The sequence below is a fragment of the Sphingopyxis sp. genome (assembly GCF_035998965.1).
Taxonomy (GTDB): Bacteria; Pseudomonadota; Alphaproteobacteria; order Sphingomonadales; family Sphingomonadaceae; genus Sphingopyxis.
In genome coordinates this window covers 1-17,812 of the sequence record NZ_DASYHE010000023.1, presented here as the reverse complement: position 1 = coordinate 17,812, position 17,812 = coordinate 1, and the positions used below count along the sequence as shown (strand labels likewise).

Annotated in this window: 15 protein-coding genes and 1 pseudogene; 7 read left to right on the top strand and 9 right to left on the bottom strand. The window is 64.4% G+C overall.

Going from position 1 to position 17,812, the window contains the following annotated elements; all coding sequences use genetic code 11:
- Positions 1-41: 41 nt before the first annotated feature.
- Positions 42-554, bottom strand: coding sequence for an SOS response-associated peptidase family protein (locus VGN68_RS02710; protein ID WP_234180841.1), 513 nt, complete (start codon positions 552-554; stop codon positions 42-44).
- Positions 555-609: 55 nt separating this feature from the next.
- Between VGN68_RS02710 and VGN68_RS02705 the strand changes: the two genes are divergently transcribed.
- Positions 610-1,227 carry an SOS response-associated peptidase family protein gene (locus tag VGN68_RS02705; RefSeq protein ID WP_234180839.1) on the top strand — a complete coding sequence of 206 codons (618 nt, stop codon included), beginning with the start codon at positions 610-612 and terminating at the stop codon, positions 1,225-1,227.
- Positions 1,224-1,661, top strand: coding sequence for a DUF1810 domain-containing protein (locus VGN68_RS02700; RefSeq protein WP_234180836.1), 438 nt, complete (start codon positions 1,224-1,226; stop codon positions 1,659-1,661). Before VGN68_RS02705 ends, VGN68_RS02700 begins: the two co-directional genes overlap by 4 nt.
- Positions 1,662-1,673: 12 nt before the next feature.
- On the opposite strand, the gene VGN68_RS02695 is transcribed toward VGN68_RS02700, so the two are convergent.
- Positions 1,674-2,231: a cytochrome b gene (locus tag VGN68_RS02695; protein WP_234180834.1), complete on the bottom strand. Its 558-nt coding sequence runs from the start codon at positions 2,229-2,231 to the stop codon at positions 1,674-1,676.
- 221 nt (positions 2,232-2,452) lie between these two features.
- Here VGN68_RS02695 and VGN68_RS02690 point away from each other — a divergent pair, with 221 nt between their 5' ends.
- From VGN68_RS02690 to VGN68_RS02675, 4 genes are read left to right on the top strand one after another with little or no spacing between them, the layout of a single operon-like run.
- Entirely contained in the window at positions 2,453-3,241 is a 789-nt protein-coding gene (locus VGN68_RS02690) for an ImuA family protein (protein WP_234180832.1), read from the top strand.
- Positions 3,147-4,952, top strand: coding sequence for a DUF6504 family protein (locus VGN68_RS02685; protein WP_326490201.1), 1,806 nt, complete (start codon positions 3,147-3,149; stop codon positions 4,950-4,952). Before VGN68_RS02690 ends, VGN68_RS02685 begins: the two co-directional genes overlap by 95 nt.
- The gene (locus VGN68_RS02680; RefSeq protein ID WP_414713000.1) at positions 4,949-6,202 is read left to right on the top strand and encodes a PHP domain-containing protein; all 1,254 of its coding nucleotides are present in this window, start codon (positions 4,949-4,951) and stop codon (positions 6,200-6,202) included. Before VGN68_RS02685 ends, VGN68_RS02680 begins: the two co-directional genes overlap by 4 nt.
- Before the next feature lie 29 nt (positions 6,203-6,231).
- A complete protein-coding gene (locus VGN68_RS02675; protein ID WP_234180830.1) occupies positions 6,232-6,378 on the top strand; it encodes a DUF2274 domain-containing protein in 147 nt (48 codons plus the stop codon).
- Between the two features lie 28 nt (positions 6,379-6,406).
- Here VGN68_RS02675 and VGN68_RS02670 read toward each other — a convergent pair whose 3' ends face one another.
- The 4 genes from VGN68_RS02670 to VGN68_RS02655 are packed head-to-tail and all read right to left on the bottom strand — an operon-like array spanning position 6,407 to position 13,666.
- Positions 6,407-7,333 carry a LysR family transcriptional regulator gene (locus VGN68_RS02670; RefSeq protein ID WP_234180828.1) on the bottom strand — a complete coding sequence of 309 codons (927 nt, stop codon included), beginning with the start codon at positions 7,331-7,333 and terminating at the stop codon, positions 6,407-6,409.
- 2 nt (positions 7,334-7,335) lie between these two features.
- On the bottom strand, positions 7,336-9,150 hold the full coding sequence (locus VGN68_RS02665; protein ID WP_327473643.1) for a CocE/NonD family hydrolase: 1,815 nt from the start codon (positions 9,148-9,150) through the stop codon (positions 7,336-7,338).
- A gap of 20 nt (positions 9,151-9,170) precedes the next feature.
- Positions 9,171-10,703, bottom strand: coding sequence for an AbgT family transporter (locus tag VGN68_RS02660; protein WP_234180824.1), 1,533 nt, complete (start codon positions 10,701-10,703; stop codon positions 9,171-9,173).
- 56 nt (positions 10,704-10,759) lie between these two features.
- The gene (locus VGN68_RS02655) at positions 10,760-13,666 is read right to left on the bottom strand and encodes a TonB-dependent receptor (protein ID WP_234180822.1); all 2,907 of its coding nucleotides are present in this window, start codon (positions 13,664-13,666) and stop codon (positions 10,760-10,762) included.
- A 154-nt stretch (positions 13,667-13,820) separates the two neighbouring features.
- Here VGN68_RS02655 and VGN68_RS02650 point away from each other — a divergent pair, with 154 nt between their 5' ends.
- Positions 13,821-15,827, top strand: a complete 2,007-nt coding sequence (locus VGN68_RS02650) for a CapA family protein (RefSeq protein WP_234180820.1) — start codon at positions 13,821-13,823, stop codon at positions 15,825-15,827.
- On the opposite strand, the gene VGN68_RS02645 is transcribed toward VGN68_RS02650, so the two are convergent.
- The 3 genes and pseudogenes from VGN68_RS02645 to VGN68_RS02635 form a co-directional block, all read right to left on the bottom strand.
- Positions 15,828-17,096, bottom strand: a complete 1,269-nt coding sequence (locus VGN68_RS02645) for a site-specific integrase (protein ID WP_152998866.1) — start codon at positions 17,094-17,096, stop codon at positions 15,828-15,830. It lies immediately after the preceding gene.
- Positions 17,097-17,160: 64 nt separating this feature from the next.
- On the bottom strand, positions 17,161-17,523 hold the full coding sequence (locus tag VGN68_RS02640; protein ID WP_327473639.1) for a hypothetical protein: 363 nt from the start codon (positions 17,521-17,523) through the stop codon (positions 17,161-17,163).
- Between the two features lie 150 nt (positions 17,524-17,673).
- A pseudogene (locus VGN68_RS02635) lies at positions 17,674-17,812 on the bottom strand (IS256 family transposase); the annotation flags it as partial.

The window sequence follows — 17,812 nt, the reverse complement described above, 5'->3', positions numbered from 1 at the left end:
AGTGCGGTTGTGCGGGCCCTGCGGGCCGGCGACATCATGATCTAGAGCGGAAGCTCTGCCTGTTTGCGCAAAGGCTCAACGAACAGCGTATGACGCGGTGGTTCCTCGAACAGCAGCTCGTTCGGCAGGCTGCCGTCGAGCCAATGGTTCGCGTCGCGCCGCTGGATGATCACGCCGTGGCGCGACTGATAAGGAATGACATCGGCGCCCGCCGGGATGGTGAGGATGCGGTAGGACAGCGGCCAGTCGGCAAGTGGCGGGTCCCACACTGCGGCGAGATAGAAGAAATTGCCGCTGTCGAGCGTCACCCGGTAGCGGTGGTCGCCGGTTCCCATGCGGAACTCGGACGCCGGGATCAGGCAGCGGCGCGCCGGGAAGGCACGGCCCTCGGCGCGCACGAAACGATAATTGATCCCGTCGTTGAACCGCGGGTCGGAACCCCAAACCGCTTTGACCATTTCGATCTCGGTCATATTGTCGGGATTGCGCCGGACGAGCGCCTGCACGCCTCCGCTCGGGGCGTCGGGATCGAAAGGGGTTGGCGCGATACCCATATGTGGAACATAATGGGAACGATGTTGAGTCGCAAGGGCGAGGGGACCGACGCGCATGTGCAATGATTATCGGCTCGAGGTAGACATCGCGTCGATCGCCGAAGACTTCGACAACCTCCAGATCAAGATCGATATGCCCGAGGGCGCACCGAACGTGCCGGCGCGCGAGGATGTCCGCATCACCGATACCGCGCCGATCGTGAAGAGCAGCGACGGCGCCTCCGCCGGATCGATTGTCAACCGGCGCTGGAGTTGGCCCGGACAGGGCGGCAAACCGGTCTATAATGTGCGCTCGGAGCGCCGCGATCTCGGCATGCAGCGATGCCTCGTCCTCTGCGACGGTTTCTACGAGTTCACCGATCCCACCGACCCCGCGCAAAAGCGGCTCGACAAGTGGCTGTTCACGATGAAGGACCATCGCTGGTTCTGCATGGCCGGTGTGTGGCGCGACAGCCATGTCGGCGAAGCCTTCAGCCTCCTGACCATGGACGCCGGTCCCGACATCGCACCCTATCACCATCGCCAGATCATTCCGCTGCCACGCGATCAATGGGCCGCCTGGCTCGATCCGCGCGTTCCGGCCGAGGACATATTGAAATGGCTTCCCGAAGGCAGCCTTGAGGTCACGCAGGTATATGGCAAGCCCCCTGCGCAAGGCGCTCTTGCCTTATGACAAACGAAGAGGGGCTCGACCTGTTCGTGACGGCGCAGGAGCAAATCTATGCGCGCGCGCTCGGCGAGATTCGCCGCGGCAAGAAGTGCTCGCACTGGATGTGGTTCATATTCCCGCAGCTGGCAGGCCTTGGCCGAAGCGCGACGTCGAAGCTCTACGGTCTCGCGGGAGCCGATGAGGCGCGGGCCTATCTGGCCCATCCGCTTCTCGGCGCGCGCTATGCCGAATGCGTCGAGGCGATCCAGGACCTGCCCGCAAGCGACCCGGTGGCGGTCTTCGGCGAGGTCGACACCGTCAAGCTGCGTTCGTCGCTGACGTTGTTCGAGGCCGTGAGCCGGCGGCCGCTCTTCTCCGCCGCGCTCATCCGCTGGTTCGGCGGCGAGCGCGATGAGCGCACCCTGGGCCTGCTCAGCCGCGACGACAGCATGCCGTGACGCCGACGCGTGTCAGCCGCGCGGATTGCGAAACAGCGGCAGCATCCGGTGAAGCACTTCGTCCTTGTCGAAAAAATGATGCTTGAGCGCGCCGAGAACATGCAGCCCAAGCACGACGTAAATGGCCTTCACCATCAGCTTGTGTATGTCGCCGAGCTCTTCCGCGAGATCCTCATTCAGCGGTAGCGGAAGATTGGGTGCGGGCACGGCGCCGTAAAGCGGCACTTCGGGCGCGCCGCCCGCCGACGCTGCGGCCCAGCCGAGAAGCGGGGCGCCGATCATCAGCACATAAAAGAGGATATGGGTCGTGCGCGCGAGCAGCCGTTCCCATGACGGCATGCCGCCGGGGAAGGCCGGCCAGGGATGGCCGAAGCGCCAGCCGAGCCGGATAAGGCTGAGCGCGAGGATCGTGATCCCGACCGATTTGTGCAGCTGATAATAGCCGAGTTTCTCGCTGTCCGAGGCGTCCTCCATCCAGCCGCCAAAGGTGGCATTGGCGATGATCAGGATGGCGATCGTCCAGTGCAGGACGATCGAGACGGTGGAATAGCGGCTGTGCTTCTCGCGCATGATTCGCCTCGCAATAGGTCCGTCACCGGTCTTCCAATGCTTTGGCGGCGATCCTCGTTCCGTCAGCACGACGCAGCCGTCACGATCATGAGCCCAATTTGTTGCGCTTTTACAGAGGCTGAGCGGAAGGCGCACACCGATTCCCGGCGGTTCGTCGCGGCCCGCTTGACGCGCCCTTTGACTCGGTGGAACATAAAGGGAACATTTGAGTCGATATTCCCATGAGCACGACGCCCCAATCTGCACCTCGGCCAAGTGCCAGAGATATCGACGTGCTTCGCGCGGCGGTGGCGCGTGCAGCCGCCTCGCGCGGGCCGGTCCTGCCGTTCGGCGTCGGGCCGGTCGATCATCTTCTCGCTGGCGGCGGGCTCGATGGCGCAGGCCTGCATGAGGTCGCGGGCGCCTCGGCAAGCTGGAGCGACGACGCTGCGGCAACGCTCTTCGCGGCTGGAATCGCGTCGCGCTTCGCGGCGGCGCCCGACGTGTCGGCGCTCTGGGCGCTCACGCGGTTCGATCTCTATGCCCCCGGTCTCGAACAGGCGGGGCTCGGTCCGGACCGCGTGCTCTATGCTCAAGGCAGGACCGACAAGGAACTGCTGGCGCTGTGCGAGGACGCGCTGCGCGATGGTTCGCTCGCCTGCGTCGTTGCCGAAGTGAAAGCGGCCGATCAGACCGCGACGCGCCGGCTGCAACTGGCCGCATCCGAGGGCAACACGCCGATGATCCTCTATCGCCGGTACCGGCGTTACGGCCAATGCCCGCTCGCCGATCCGTCGCTCGCAATGACCCGCTGGCGCATCGGCATCTTGTCGTCGGGCCGCCTCGCCTCGCCCGGCGTCGGGCGCGGGCGCTGGAATGTCGAGCTGGTCCGGCAGCGCGGCGGGCCGCCTTTTTCCCTCGAACTGGAGGCGTGCGATGACCAGGGTCGCCTCGCTCTTCCTGCCGCAACTGCCGATCGAGCGGTTGCGCCGGGCAGAACGGACACCGTTGCATTCGGGCACGCCGCCTGATCGGGCGCGGGCTGGTCCGCGCTGCCCCGAGCCTGTCGACGACAATCCCGGCACCTGTTCGGTGCCGCGCGGCGGCGGCTGGCGTCCGGGCGCGCGCTGGGCGCAAGGCACGCACTCCGGCAGGCCGTCGCTCGACGCCCTCCCGGCGCACCAGCGACCGACGATGCGCGAGCTGGGACGGCGGAGCGAAGCTGCCGCACCGGTGTTCCGGGCGTTGCGCTCGGACGACGGGACGTCGGGCGGGCTCGCTGCGCCGCTGCCGCCGCTCTGGGGCCTCCGTCCGACGATCGTCGTCGCGCGAACCGGCCAGCGCGACGTCGTGACCGCCGCCTGTCCGGCGGCGCTCGATCTCGGCCTCGTGCCCGGCATGGCGGCCGCCCATGCGCGCGCGCTGGTCTCCGATCTCGACATACTCGACGCCGCACCCGACGCCGATCGCGCGTGGCTCGATCGCCTTGCGCTCCACGCCGCCCGCTGCTGGACGCCGACGGCGGCGGTGTCGGGCACCGACGGGCTGTGGCTCGACCTGTCGGGCACGACGCATCTCTTCGGCGGCGAAGAGCGTTTCGCGGCGCGTCTGCTCGGTTTTCTGCGGCGCCTCGGCTTCACCGCGCGTGTCGCGATCGCCGGCACGCCGGGCGCCGCGCACGCGCTCGCGCGCTATGGCGGCGCGGGCGTGGGGATCTTGCCGGAAGGAGGCGAGAGCGACGCGCTGGCGCCTTTGCCGCTGGCGGCGCTCCGGCTGGCGCCGGAGGCGCTCGCCGCGGCGGCGCGCTTCGGGATCGAGCGGATCGCCGATCTTTATCCGATGCCGCGCGGGCCCTTGGCCCGGCGGCTCGGGCGCGGCGCGGTCGAGCGGCTCGATCAGGCGCGCGGCTTTGTGCCCGAGCCGATCGTTCCGGTCGTGCCGTTCGACATGCCCGAGGCGCGCCGTTCCTTGCTCGAACCGATCGGGACCGCCGAGGCGATCGAGCAGGTCATCGCCGACCTGCTCGGCGATCTCGTGCTCGCGCTGCGCGAGCGTAGTCTTGGCGTGCGGAGCCTCGTCTTGCGCTGCGACCGGCTGGACATGGGCGCGCAGTTCATCACCGTCGGGACGGCGCGCGCGACGCGCGACGCGAAACATCTGATGCGCCTGTTCAGACTCCGGATCGACCGGATCGAACCGGGGCTCGGGATCGAGACGATGGTTCTCGCGGCGCCGCAGGTCGAAGCGCTGGCGCCCGAGGCGATCGCCGCCGCCCTCGACACGGCACGCCAGGCGCCCGACCTCGCTCCGCTCGTCGATGCGCTGGCCGGCCGCGCCGGCGATGCCGCGCTGTTCCGCCTGTCCGCGATCGAAAGCGATGTCCCCGAGCGCGCGATCGTGCGCGCCGGGCCTTTGGTCAAGCCCGCCGGCTGGCCCGTCTGGCCGCGGCCGATCCGGATGCTCGCGCGGCCCGAGGCGCTGTCGGGCGTCGTCGCCTTGCTTCCCGACCATCCGCCGCGCCGCTTCGCGTGGCGCGGGCGGAGCTATGCCGTGGTCGCAGGCGATGGCCCCGAGCGGATCCATGGCGAATGGTGGCGTCGTCCCGGCGAGATGTGGGCGGTTCGCGACTATTTCCGGGTCGAGGCGACAAGCGGCGAGCGCTTCTGGCTCTTCCGCCGCGGCGACGCGATCACCGACAAGACGGGTGACCTCAGCTGGTACATGCATGGCGTGTTCGGATGACGGAACCCGTTACGACCTATGTCGAACTCTACGCCACGAGCCATTTTTCCTTTCTGCGGGGGGCCTCTTCGCCCGAGGAATTGTTCGCGGCCGCCGTTGCCCTCGGCCATTCGGCTCTCGGGCTTTGCGACCGGGGCAGTGTCGCCGGCATGGTGCGCGGCCTGTCGGGACAGGAAACAACCGGCGTCCGGCTGATCGCGGGGACGCGCGTCGACCTCCGCGACGGTCGCTCGATCCTCCTCTATCCGACCGATCGCGCGGCCTGGTCGCGGCTGACCCGGCTGCTTTCCTTGGGGAAGGCGCGCGGCGGCAAGGGCAATTGCTGGCTCGACTGGCCCGATGTCGCGGCCGCGGCCGAGGGCCTCGTCGCGATCCTCCTGCCCGGTGAAGCCGACGAGCGGGCGCGGCTCGATCTCGCCGAGCTCAGCGGCGCCTTCGGCCCGCGCGCCTTTCTCGCGCTCGCGCTGCGCCGCCGGCCCGGCGATTTCGCGCGGCTTCGCGCGCTCGATGCGCTGGCGCAGGAGCTCGGGGTGCGGAGCGTCGCGCTCGGCGACATCCTCTACCATGCGCCCGAACGGCGCCCGCTGCAGGACGTGCTGACCGCGATCCGCGAGAAGACGACGGTCGATGCACTCGGGTTCAAGCGCGAACGCTTCATGGACCGGGCGTTGAAGAGCCCGGCCGAAATGGAAAGGCGCTTCGCGCTCTTCCCCGACGCGATCGCGGCGACCGCCGACATCGCGGCAGCCTGCCGCTTCGACCTTGGCGAGATCCGCTACCAATATCCCTATGAGCAGGTGATGGAGGGCCGCACCGCGCAAGAGGCGTTGGCGGCGTTGACCGAGGAAGGTGCGAACCGGATGTTTCCGGGCGGCGTGCCGCCTGCCTATCGGAAGCAGATCGCGCATGAGCTGCGCCTGATCGGCGAGCTCGGCTACGCGCCCTATTTCCTGACCGTCAATTCGATCGTCGCCGAGAGCCGGCGCCGCGGCATATTGTGCCAAGGGCGCGGGTCGGCGGCGAACAGCTGCGTCTGCTTCCTGCTCGGCGTCACCTCGATCGACCCGATCAAGCACGAGTTGCTCTTCGAGCGCTTCGTGTCGGGCGAGCGCAAGGAGCCGCCCGATATCGACGTCGACTTCGAGCATGAGCGGCGCGAGGAAATCATCCAGTGGATTTACGAGACCTACGGCCGTCATCGCTCCGCGCTGACCGCCGTGGTCACGCGATCGTGGAGGAGAAGCCTGTAAAGCTCTCGGTCGAGTTTTCGGGTGCTTTGATGCGCGACCTCACCGACTATGCCGCGGTTCATGCGCGCTTGAATGGTCTCGCCTCGCCGCTACCGCTGGAGAAGCTGATACCGCCGATCGTCGACCGGTTCATCGCGAGCGATCGCGAGTTCAGCAAGCAACGTCGCAGGGAGTGAGGTTCACCCAGGCGTCGTCGGCGATCCGTCAGGAGCCGAAATAGGCTTTGACCTCGTTGCGGAATTCCTGCGTCAGCCTGGACGGGCGCGACACATTGGATACGGCAAAGGCATATTCATGGGTGATGGGCGGCTCGAATGGCCGGGTCACCAGCGGCTTGTGGAGGTACGGCTTCACCAGAAGTTCGTTCAAAATGGCCATTCCATTGCCTCGCGCGGCAAGCGCGCAGGCCGACCCGTGGGTGTGGGTCTCGACCGCGACAACGGGTCGAAGCCCGAAGGAGGCGAAGGCTGCATCGACCTGCGTCCGCCAGTGGCGGCCCGCGCCGAGAAGAATGAGCGGATGCTGACCGATCTCGGCCGGGGTGATGGTGGCGTGACCAGCGAGGGGATGATCCTCGTGCATGACGCATACCGAGCCGCTCGCAACAATCTGCTCGATCGCCAGATCATTTTCTTCCGCGGGCAGCTTCACGAATCCGCAGTCGACGTAGCGCATCGCGATCATGGTCCGTGCCGTCTCGACACTGCGCGAGTCGATGTTGAACTCAACGCCCGGGAAGCGCTCGCGAAACCGCGAGACGATATCGGGCAGGATGCCCTCGGCAAAGCTCGGCGGTGCAACGATCCGGATCGTTCCGGCCGAATAGCCTGCGATGTCGCGAACAAGGCTGTTGAACCTGTCGATGCTGGCGAGGGTCAGCTCGACCTCCTGGATCAGCTTGGTCCCGTCGGCGGTCGGCACCAGCTTGCCGCGATCACGGTAGAACAGGTCGAAGCCGACCTGCGTCTCGAGCTGCGCGATGACGCGGCTGACCGCGGGCTGCGACAGCGACAATTGCTTGCCTGCCGCGGTCGCGGACCCGGTGCGCATGATCTCGGAGAAGACGCGAAGTGCGCGGAAACTGACATCCTTGTCGGGCTCGACGCCGGCCGGCGCACGCGGCTTTCGCACCGTCAGTCCGCTCCGTCGATCACGACCGGCAGCAGGATTTGCGAGGCCTGGTTGCCGCCGAGGTGGATGCTCGTCTCCGCGACAACCGGCGCCAGTCCCTCGATCCGCCAGTCGGTATTGGGATTGATGTCGAAGTGCGGGAAGTTGCTGCCGGCGATCTCGATCCGGATGCGATGCCCGTTCGCGAAAAGGTTGCTCATCGGAAAAGACGCAATCTGCACGCGATAGACCTTTCCCGGCTCCATGGCTTCAGGGGCCTCGAACGAATTGCGGAAGCGCATCCGCACCAGCCCGTGCGCAATGTTGAGCGCATAGCCCTCCGGATAATCGGCGCTCGCCGGATAAACATCAACGATTTTGATCGTGACGTCGGTGTCGATGGCCGTCGAGCTGACGAACAGGTCGGCTATGGCCTGGCCGGTCAGTTCGACATCGGCGCGCAGTATCGGCGTCTCGAAGGTCAGGACGTCAGACCGATCGGCCAGTGCCCGTCCCGCCACGCTCGAACCGAAGAAGTCCGGTCCTTCCCGCTGGTCGAATCCGCCGGCCTCCATGACCGGCGCGCCCGAGGCGATCGCTCCGCCGATTGTCGGAACCGGACGATGCGGGTCGTGCACAAATTCGCGGGCATCGGGCTTGGAAGGTGGCGTCTCGCCGAGGCTTCCGTCGGCATGCAGATGGAACGGGGTCATCCGCATGGCGGGGAGCGGCCAGTTGGCGGCACTCCGCCATTGCCCGCCATGGTCCAACCGCCCGCTCGACAGGCGGCGGCCTGTTCCGCCGCCCATGGTGAAAAGATAGACCGAAGCAGGTAGCGGATCGGTCGCGGCGTCCCGCATATGGCAATCGAACCAGCGCATGCGGAGCGTGACATAGTCGCCGAACAGATGGTCGAGGGTCGATTGCGGTCCGAAATCGGCATCGCCCGAAAAGGTCAGCGAGCGCTTGCCATGCGTCCACGGGCCCATGATCAGCTTTACCGGGCCGCGCTTACGCGCCGCAAGACCCGTGAAATTCTCGACGGCCGTCAGCGCATAAGGGTCGTACCAGCTCGACATATGCACCATCGGCACATCGGCGAAGCTGTCGTACCAGCCTCGGGCATAAAGGCCGCGCTGCTTCCAGAAGTCGGTAAAACTGTCCGCATTCCATTGCTCGAGGATGAAATCCTCATACTCGGGCGCCGCACTGATCGGAGAATGGCCGGGGCGCCATTTCTCCACGCCAACCCAATCGCGAATGTCCGCGGCCTCGAGCGCCGCGCGCCGCGCCGGGTCGGCCAGGGTTTCGGGAGCGAGCAGCGCGTGTTTGAACGCCCAGGTCAGCTGCTTCAGCTCATAGGCGCCGCCCTGACGGATCCCGCTATGATAGGCGCTCGAGAAGCCACCTGAATCCAGGAACATCGCCGCGAGACCCGGTGGATCGAGCGTGGCGAGCGCGGCCTGGACATGCGCGCCATAAGAGAGGCCGAGCGTCCCGATCCGGCCGTTGCACCATGGTTGGTCCATGATCCATGCCATCGTGTCTTCGCCATCTTCGGCTTCCGCCAGATATTTGCGGAATACGCCCTCCGAGCCATAGCGGCCCCGGCAGTCCTGAAGGACAAAGGCATAGCCATGGCGGGCAAAGATTTGTGCAAGCTCGGGCTTCGAGAGCGGTGTCTGATCGGCAGCCGAGAAGTCCGCGTGGTTGGTGCCGTCCTTGTCATAGGGGATGCGCTCGAGGAGCACCGGGAGCGCGGCGCCCTCTACAGGCAGATAGACATCGGTCGCCAGATGCACGCCGTCGCGCATGGGTACCATTGCGTTGCGTATCACCCGAATATCCATTGTCTCGATCATCGGGCGGCCATCTCATAAGTTGCGGCCGCGCCAGGGCCCACGGGGAGTTCGAAGCTTGTCCAGGCTCCGATGAGGCAGAGGCCGGTCAGCCCGATCGCGATCGAAAAGGGCAGCATCAGCGCGATCAGCGAGCCGACGCCAAAATCCTGCCGCCAGCGCTGTGCGAGGACGAGGACCAGGACGAAGTTCGCCGCTACCGGGGTGACGATATTGAAGATCGAGTCGCCCATCCGATAGGCTGCGGTCGTCATTTCGGGCGACACGCCGAGCAGCATCAACATCGGCACGACGATAGGCGCCATCGCGCTCCACTTCGCCGAGGCGGATCCGATGACGAGATCGAACACCGAGGACATGAGCAGCAGGAGGATCAACATCACCGGGGTTGCGAGATGCTGTGCACGAAGCCAGTCGGCACCGTTGATCGCCATGACAGGACCAAGGTTCGACCAGGCGAACATCGCGATGAAATGGGCGGCGAAGAAGGAGATGACGAGGAAAGGCGTCATGGTCGCGAGGCCCTCGGTCATCATCTTCACCACGTCGCGGTGCGATTTGATCGTGCCGACAGCGGCGCCATAGGCCCAGCCGCAGACGAGAAAGAGCAGCATGAAGCCTGCCACCAGCGAGGCGTAGAAGGGTCCGAGCCGTGCTGGCCCCTCTGCCGCGGTGTCGATGAGCGGGGTGTAGCTCGGCCATAGCGCAAGGGCCGCGAAGAGCAGCGCGATGGCGAGGGCTGCAACCCCGGCGCGGCGCAGGCCTTTGCGCTGTGCCGCCGGATCGGCTTGATCCTCGATCTCCCCCTCGGGCGGCGAACCGGTCCAGGCGCCGAGGCGGGGCTCGACGATGCGGTCGTTCACGAACCAGGTCACGGGGATCAGGATCAGTCCGAGCGCGGCGGTGAAATACCAGTTGCCGAGCGGATTGAGCATATGGTCGGGGACAAGCAATGCGGTCGCCGACTTGGTAATGCCGAGCATCAGCACGTCGAACTGTCCCGGCACAAGATTGGCCGCGAAGGCGCCGGAAATGCCGGCATAGGCAATTGCAATCCCCGAGAGCGGGTGGCGTCCCGCCGCCGCGAAGATGATCGCCGAGAGCGGGATCAACACGACATAAGCGGCATCGGCCGCCTGATGCGACAGCAGCCCGATCAGGAAGATCGCCGGGCTGAGGAAACGGGTCGGGACGCCGCGCATCGCGCGGGTCATGAGGGCTGTGAACAATCCCGAGCGCTCGGCGACCGCGGCGCCGAGCATGACGACGAGGATCAGTCCCAATGGCGGGAAATGCGCCATCGTCTCGGGCATCTGGGTCAGCAGCTTGCCGACATTCTCGGCGGAGAGCAGGCTCTTCGTCGTGAGCGTCTCGCCGCTCACCGGGTTGACCGCGCTCCAACCGAGCAGCGCCGCGGCGACCGAAACGCCGACCAGCGCGGCAATAAGGCCAAGGAAGATGAAGACCGGGTCGGGAAGAGCGTTACCCCAGCGTTCGACCCGGTCCAGCCATTTTTCCGTCTTTCCTGACATGGTCGACGCGCCCCGCCTAATTGGGGCCGCGCCGCTGTCGGCGCGGCCGAACCCGATCACATCTTTACCGAGAAGCTGGCGTAGACGAAACGGCCGCGCGCATCATAGGTGTAGATGTCATAGTTGATCGGGGCATTGGCGTAGGAAGCCGGCGGTGCCTTGTCGAACAGGTTGTTGACGCCGAGGCTGAAGCGCGCGGCATCGTCGTTGATGCTGAAGCCGACTTCGAGATCCGTATAGATGATCGACTTGGTGCGCGCATCCTTGACGGCATTCACGACGTCGGTCGTCGGGCCGATATAGCGGCCGCGCAGCATCACATCGACGGCATCGCCGGTCCAGCCGAGCGAGGCCTGACCCTTCCAGTGCGGATAGGTCGCGCGCGGCGTGTCGCCTTTGCCGGCGCGCTCATCGACGATCGGGTCGCCGCCGGCGGGGTTCGGTGCCGTGGTCCGGAACGAATTGAGATAAGAGGCGTCGATCACGGCCGAGATGCGTCCGATGTCGGTGCTGAAGTCGTACCGCAGCGTCGCGTCGACCCCGTCGGTCGTGATCGAGTTCAGATTTTGCGCGCCCTGCAGGAGTTGAAGGATTTCGCCGGTCCCCGCATCGCGGGTGACGAGGTCGCAGAACACGCCCCCGCGCACCGCGCACAGCTGCATGATCTGGGTCGGCGTCTGGGCCGCGATCGCGTTCTTGATCTTGATCTTGTAATAATCGACCGTCAGCGACAGCCCGCGAATGCCGCTCGGCGTGATGGCAATACCGCCGCTGAAGGTATCGGCTGTTTCGGGCTTGAGACCGACATTGCCGCTGATCACGCCGGCAATCAGGCCGTTGAGGTTGAAGTTGACCTGGTTGTAACCCGCCGGCACGCCCGCGCACCCGGGAAGGCCTGCATTGGCCGCTGCGCCGCCATTGCAAGGGTCGATGCCCTGGAAGCTCGCCTGCCGCGCACCCTGATAGAGTTCCAGGATCGACGGTGCACGGAAGCCCTGCGAATAGGTGCCGCGCAGAAGGATGTCGTCGATCGGACGATAGCCGACGCCGGCTTTCAGCGTCACCTTGTTGCCGACCGTCGAATAGTCCGAGTAGCGGCCCGCGAGGCTGAGTTCGAGGCTCTTCGCAAAGGCCTGGTCGCGGAAGATCGGTACATTCAGCTCGGCATAGGCTTCGTGCAGGTCGTAGCTGCCGACGGTGGCCGTGCGTGTCTGCCCGGTGGTCTTCGTATAGAGCGCGGGATTGAGATAGGTCGGGGCGGCATTGACGATCGGATCGGGCGCGTCGAAGCCACGATTCTGACGATATTCATAACCGACTGCGAGCGCGACCGGCCCTGCGGGCAGGTCGAACAGGTTCCCCGTCACGTTGAACGCGGCGTTATAGAGTTCGGTGCGATTATATTCACGCGTCGTGAAGCGAATGAAGGCCGCCTGCTCGGCGGTCATCGGCGCGAACAGGTTGATCGGCACGCATCCCGCCGCCGCAGCGCAGGCCGCGGGCGACCCGAGCCCCAGGAACAGATTGTCATAGTTGATGCCATTTTCGGCGACCGTGTTGATGCTGTTCTTCGAATAGGAGCCGAAGACGTCCCAGCGCCACTCGCCACCCCCGATCATGAAACTGCCGTCGACCCCGACCGAGAAGCGGATCGTCTCGACGTCCTGAATATTGTTGCGGTTGCCGACGTCGGTCATCACCTTGCGGATGCGCCACGCGCTGTTGGCCCCGAACGCGAGTGCATTGGCGGTGGGAACGCCATTGGCGGTGCCGAAGGGGTTGAATGCCTGGTTGTTGGGGATGGAGAAGCCGCGAACCGAACCCGCGGTACCGCCGACGTCGAGCAGCACGGGCGAGAAGAGCTGGTTCGACTTGCGCCGGTTATAGACGCCCTCCAGCTTGATCGTGACATCGTCGGTCAGTTCATAGTCGAACCGGCCATAGAAACCGTAGCGTTCCGACGGGCCCGCCGAGTAGATGCCCTGCGCCTGCGTGTTGTAGAAGTCGCCCGGAAGCGCGCCGACATGGAAAGCATTGTCGGCGCTATTCCCCGCGCCGATCGTCGCGCCATTGTTGAGCACGATCGGGTTCGCCGAACTGGCGAAGCCGGCGCCGGTGCCGAAATAGGCATTGTTCGCGAGGCCCGGCAGGATGAACAGCCCATTGGGGTTATTGCCCACCGCGGTTTGCGGGACGAGCGTCAGCGTCGTCAGGTCGCGCGCGTCGGTGCGGATCGGACGCGAGCGGAAATAGCTGCCCGACAAAATGATCGAAGCGCGGTCCCAGGTCTTGCCGACAGTCAGCTTGCCGCCAAGCTCGGCGCCATCGCCCTGGGTGGTGATACCGGCACGGACGGAGCCGCGCAGCCCATCGAACGGCTGGACCGTCTTGATGTTGACGACGCCCGCGATCGCGTCGGCACCGTAGATTGCCGACGCACCGTCCTTCAGGATTTCAATGCCATCGATCATGCCCTGCGGCATCGTGTTGAGGTCGACGAAATCGCGGAAGCCGCGCTGGCCTACACCGTCGACCCAGCGATGCCCGTCGACGAGAACGAGGACCCGGTTGCCGCTGCCTTCGCCGCCGCCGAGATAGCGCAGGTTGATCGAGCTGGCGCCGTAGGAGGTGCCTTGCGTGCCGTTCGAATTGAGGCTGACGCCCGCCGAAGGCAGTTTCTGGAGCAGGTCGCCGATCGACGAGGTGCCCGACTTGGTAATGTCTTCGGAGGTGACCGTCAGGATCGGACCGACCGAGGCCGCATCCTTGCGTCCGATGCGTGAACCCGTGACGATGATATCGCCGCCGGGATCGACGTCCGTTGCCGTGTCCTCTTCAGCTTCCACCGTATCTTGTGCCTGAACCAGCGACGGCCAGGCGAGGGCGCCAAGGCTGATTCCGGCGGCGGCGGCAAGTCTGGCAAGCTGGATACGCCGGGCGAAACGAGCGGATGCGATGGTCATATTGTCCCCCAATCTGTGATTCGCAGATGGCTTAGGGCCAAGCGCTGCCGCAAAAAATATTATGACAGCTCTACATACAGTCATAACAAAAGTGCATGACATTGCCCTGCATTGCTCACTCTTCGTATGACGCGCTTAGAGAGAGGGGACGACGATGCGAGCGAGCTTCAGCACACCCACGCGCCGGCAACTGATTGGTGCCGGAATTTCGGTGGCTTTTCTGCCGGTTCTGACGGGCGCGGGAAAGCGGTCGCTGCGGATCAGTCTCTTGGGTCAGTCGCTCATTAAGACGGATTTACGGGCTATCGGCTGGACCGGCCTGGCGGAGTTTAAGCAACTGCTGGACGGGCGCGATGCGGTTTTCACCGACCTTGAAACGGTGATCGCCGGACCGCTTGCGGGCAAGTCGACACGGCCCGCGGACAGCGAGGTGCTGCATGTCGGAGAGCCGTCGGTTATCGATTGCTTGCAGGCGATCGGGGTGAATCTCGTCGCGACCTCCAACAATCACGCCTGGGATCTCGATACCGGCGGCATCTTGTCGACGATCGACGCGCTTCGTTCGCGGCGGCTCACCTTTGCAGGGACCGGCGCCAATCTGGCGGAGGCGAGCGCGCCCGCAGCTTTGAATGGCTCCAATGCCGTCGCGCTGGTGTCTGCGGCCGCAGGCGCGATCCGTGATGGCGCTGCGGCCACCGACAGCCGGCCGGGCGTAAACGAGTTACGCCGCGCGCCCGATGGTGCGCTTGTGACATTGGATGTCGAACGCTACGACCTTGAGCGCACCGTTGCCTGCATCGCCAAGGATGCCGGCCATCCCGATCCCGATGGTTTCAGCCGGCGCTGGATGCGGCGATATAATGTCGACGGCCGAAATCCTTGGAAGGTGGCGGCGGAAGGCGGCGATGATTTTCACGCGCTGGACAAGCGGGTCCGGGCGATCTTCGACATGTCGCGCAACCAGCCAGCGGGCGACCTCGGTGGTCGGCCGCTGGTTACCGGCAGCCCGCAACCGCACAGCATCGAGACCCGCGTTATCGGCATGCGCGTCGCGGTGCATCTATCGGGCAGCGACACAGCGCTGCTCGCCGGCCAAACCCTGCTGGCGGTTATCGACACGCTGTTTGCTACGGTTATCGGCCTGCGGATCGGAGCATTCGTCGAGCGCTTTGATATCGATCTCGTGGAAAGCGATGTTGCCACAGCACCGAGCGTTGATTTCGATGGCAATAAAATGCGCGCCAAACTTCATTGGCCTGCCGGATCGACACCCGCCGATCATCTCGGTGAGAGCGGAACCCATAGCCAATTCCTGCTTCTCTCGACGCTGATGCTCGTCGCGACCTCACTCGCCGACCGGCAAAAAATATCTCTGGAGAAGCTTTTTCGGGAAGAATCGCTCCTTGAGCGCGTCAGCGCCGCAGTCGCGAGTTCGAACAGCCGCATCCGGGCGATGAACAGTCCAGCGTCGCGACTGACGGATTGGAACGAGCTATCGCTCGAGCGGTTTCCGCCGAAGGCCGACCGGCCGGTAATTGTAAGGGTGCCAGAGGCTGATCCCGAAGAAGAAACAATCAGCGAGCGATACGCGACTGGCGATCACCGCAGCGTCGAAGTGCGCTCTATCTTGGACATTCCGCAATGGGAGCAGGCCCGCTGGATCGGCGTGATGCTCGGTCTGCAGCATGATCTCCCGATCGTCGGATTGCACTTTGAGGATCGCGAGGCGGGACGCCAAATTTTCGAGCGTTGGCGCGAACGGTTCGGCGCACGAGATGCCGAAGGGGCTATCCACATCGCGATCTTGCGCGAACTACCTGGTCGGCCCCCGTCCCACTATGCGGTGCTATTGATGGCGGGAACTGAGCCAGGGGATTTCGCTGGTACGCTGGTGAGCATGCCGAGCCGCCTCAAGCTGCTCGAACCTGCCGCCGACACGAATCTGAGGTTCTTTCTCGATAACTATCCCGCGGGTGGCTCGTTCATTCTGGTTCCCACTTACGTGAAGGAGAATGGGGAGCCCGATCTGATGATGGACCTTGCCATACTAAAGCATGACCTCTCGATCCGGAGAGTAGCCGATATCGGCAAGTCCGATTTGGAGATCATCGGAGTGCAGCTTCTCGAGCAAATGGAAGCGCGCGACGGTTCGCTGCCTTGATCAGGCGGCGAACTTCATCTTTGCCGCCTTCCGCACGCCAGTCTCGAGATGTTTTGCGATCTCGTCCGAAGTGCGGCTGACTGCCAGCTTCACGGCTTCATCGATATGAACATAGTCCTGCGTCACACTTTGCGACGCGTGGCCTAGCATCGCGCGGATCGTGAGCTCGGAGAAGCCGAGTTCGCCCGCCATGCTCCCGAAGGTGTGGCGCAGCGTATGCGGCGTTACACCCTCGATGCCGGCCGAGCGGCATAGCCGGGCCAGGCAGTCGCTGACGGCGGTAAACGGGCCTTCGCCATTCGACGCTGGAAAGACGTAGGGGCAGCCAGCAATCTCGGGCTGTGCGACGACGATCTTGATCGCCTCGGGTCCGATCGCCCGATATTGCGCGTCGCTCTTCGTGTCGGGGAACGCGACGTAACCGCCCATGGGGTTAACCCACTGCCGCTGCAGCGCCTGCGCCTCTTCGCGCCGATAGCCGGTCAGAAGGAGCGTCCTGACAATTGCGAGCGCAACGGGGTTCTCGGAACCCAGTTCGGCCCGGCCGATCGCCCGACCCAGCAGCTCGATCTCGGCGATGCTGAGACGCCGGGTCTTCTTCTTGGTCGCGAGCTTCTTCGCGCCCTTCGTGGGATGTTCCGCAATCAGTCCCTTGTGCTTTGCATGGCCTAGGATGGCCTGGAGGGTGCCGAGGCTCCTCCCGGCAACGCCGGCACCGCCCGTCGGGCGGCCGCCGCGCCCGCCCGAAGGAGGCTTTCGGGTCTGACCGGTTGCAATGTCATTTTGCATTGCCTCGACGTCGGCGATCGTCAGCTTCCGCACGAGGCGTTTGCCCATCAGCGGGATGATATGCGTTCGGATGCGGCTCTCATCCATGTTGAGCGAGGTGTCCTTGATCGGGCGGTTCTTCCGTCCAAGAATGCGGCCGGCTCGCGCTTCGACGAGATACCATTCGCACATCTCGGCGACATTGAGATCCTTCCGGACCCGGCGCGACTCCTCTGCGGGATCTTCGCCAGAGGCGACCTTGCCCAACTGAATCTTCGCGAGCTCGCGGGCTTGCTCGACCGTCATCACTCCGAAGCGCCCGATCTTCACTCGCCGAACCCGGCCTTCCTCATTCATATACTGGATGACGAAGGTTTTCGTCCCGGTTGCGCCGACACGGACACCGAAACCTTTGATCTCGGTATCCCAAAGAAATGCCTGGCCTGTCGCTGGTGCAGCCAGCGCATCGACCGTCCGCTTATTGAGCTTTGCAAGCGCCACAAGTTCCTCCATCATATTACGCGAGGGTGGGCGATTCGAAAAGTAATAAGGACGTAATAGAAATTCACCGCTTCGCAGGGTAGGTCGAGGATAGAATATCGTAGGTTGAAGTCAACAAAAGCTTGCTTTTTAGTGCCTTGGCGTAGAAAAAGAAGTTCTGGCGTAGTTGTCGTAATTTCTTGCCAAGGTTGGGGTCGAGGGTTCGAATCCCTTCGCCCGCTCCAGAAACCGCAGTTTTCTGCGGTTTATTTGACCCCCTGTTTTCTGAAAATCCAAAATCCGGTATATACGGATCACATACGGATATGTGATTTGGAGGAGAGGTTTTGGAAAAATTGGGTCTTAACGAATCCACGATTGGCAGCATCGATTCACAGGAATCGAAAAGTCCCAGTGGAAAGAACATCTTGAAATCGAAGACTTTCAAGGACGGAGGCATCTACCTCTTCGTTCGTGGGGACTATGTGAAACCGACATGGATGTGTCGGATCAAGGCACCGGGGATGCCGGGATACGTCTATAAGTCCACGAGGACGACCGACGAGCATCAGGCATACAAGTTTGCCGACGACCTCTAGGCGAGCACGTCGGTTTCGGCCTCGTCCATGCAGGCGCCGAGCTTGGGCCAACGGGTGCGCAACTGGTCGGCGACCTGTCGCCAGACCTGCGTTGCGCTTTTCTGATCGGGCTGCAGGAAGACCTGGCGGATCGCGGCG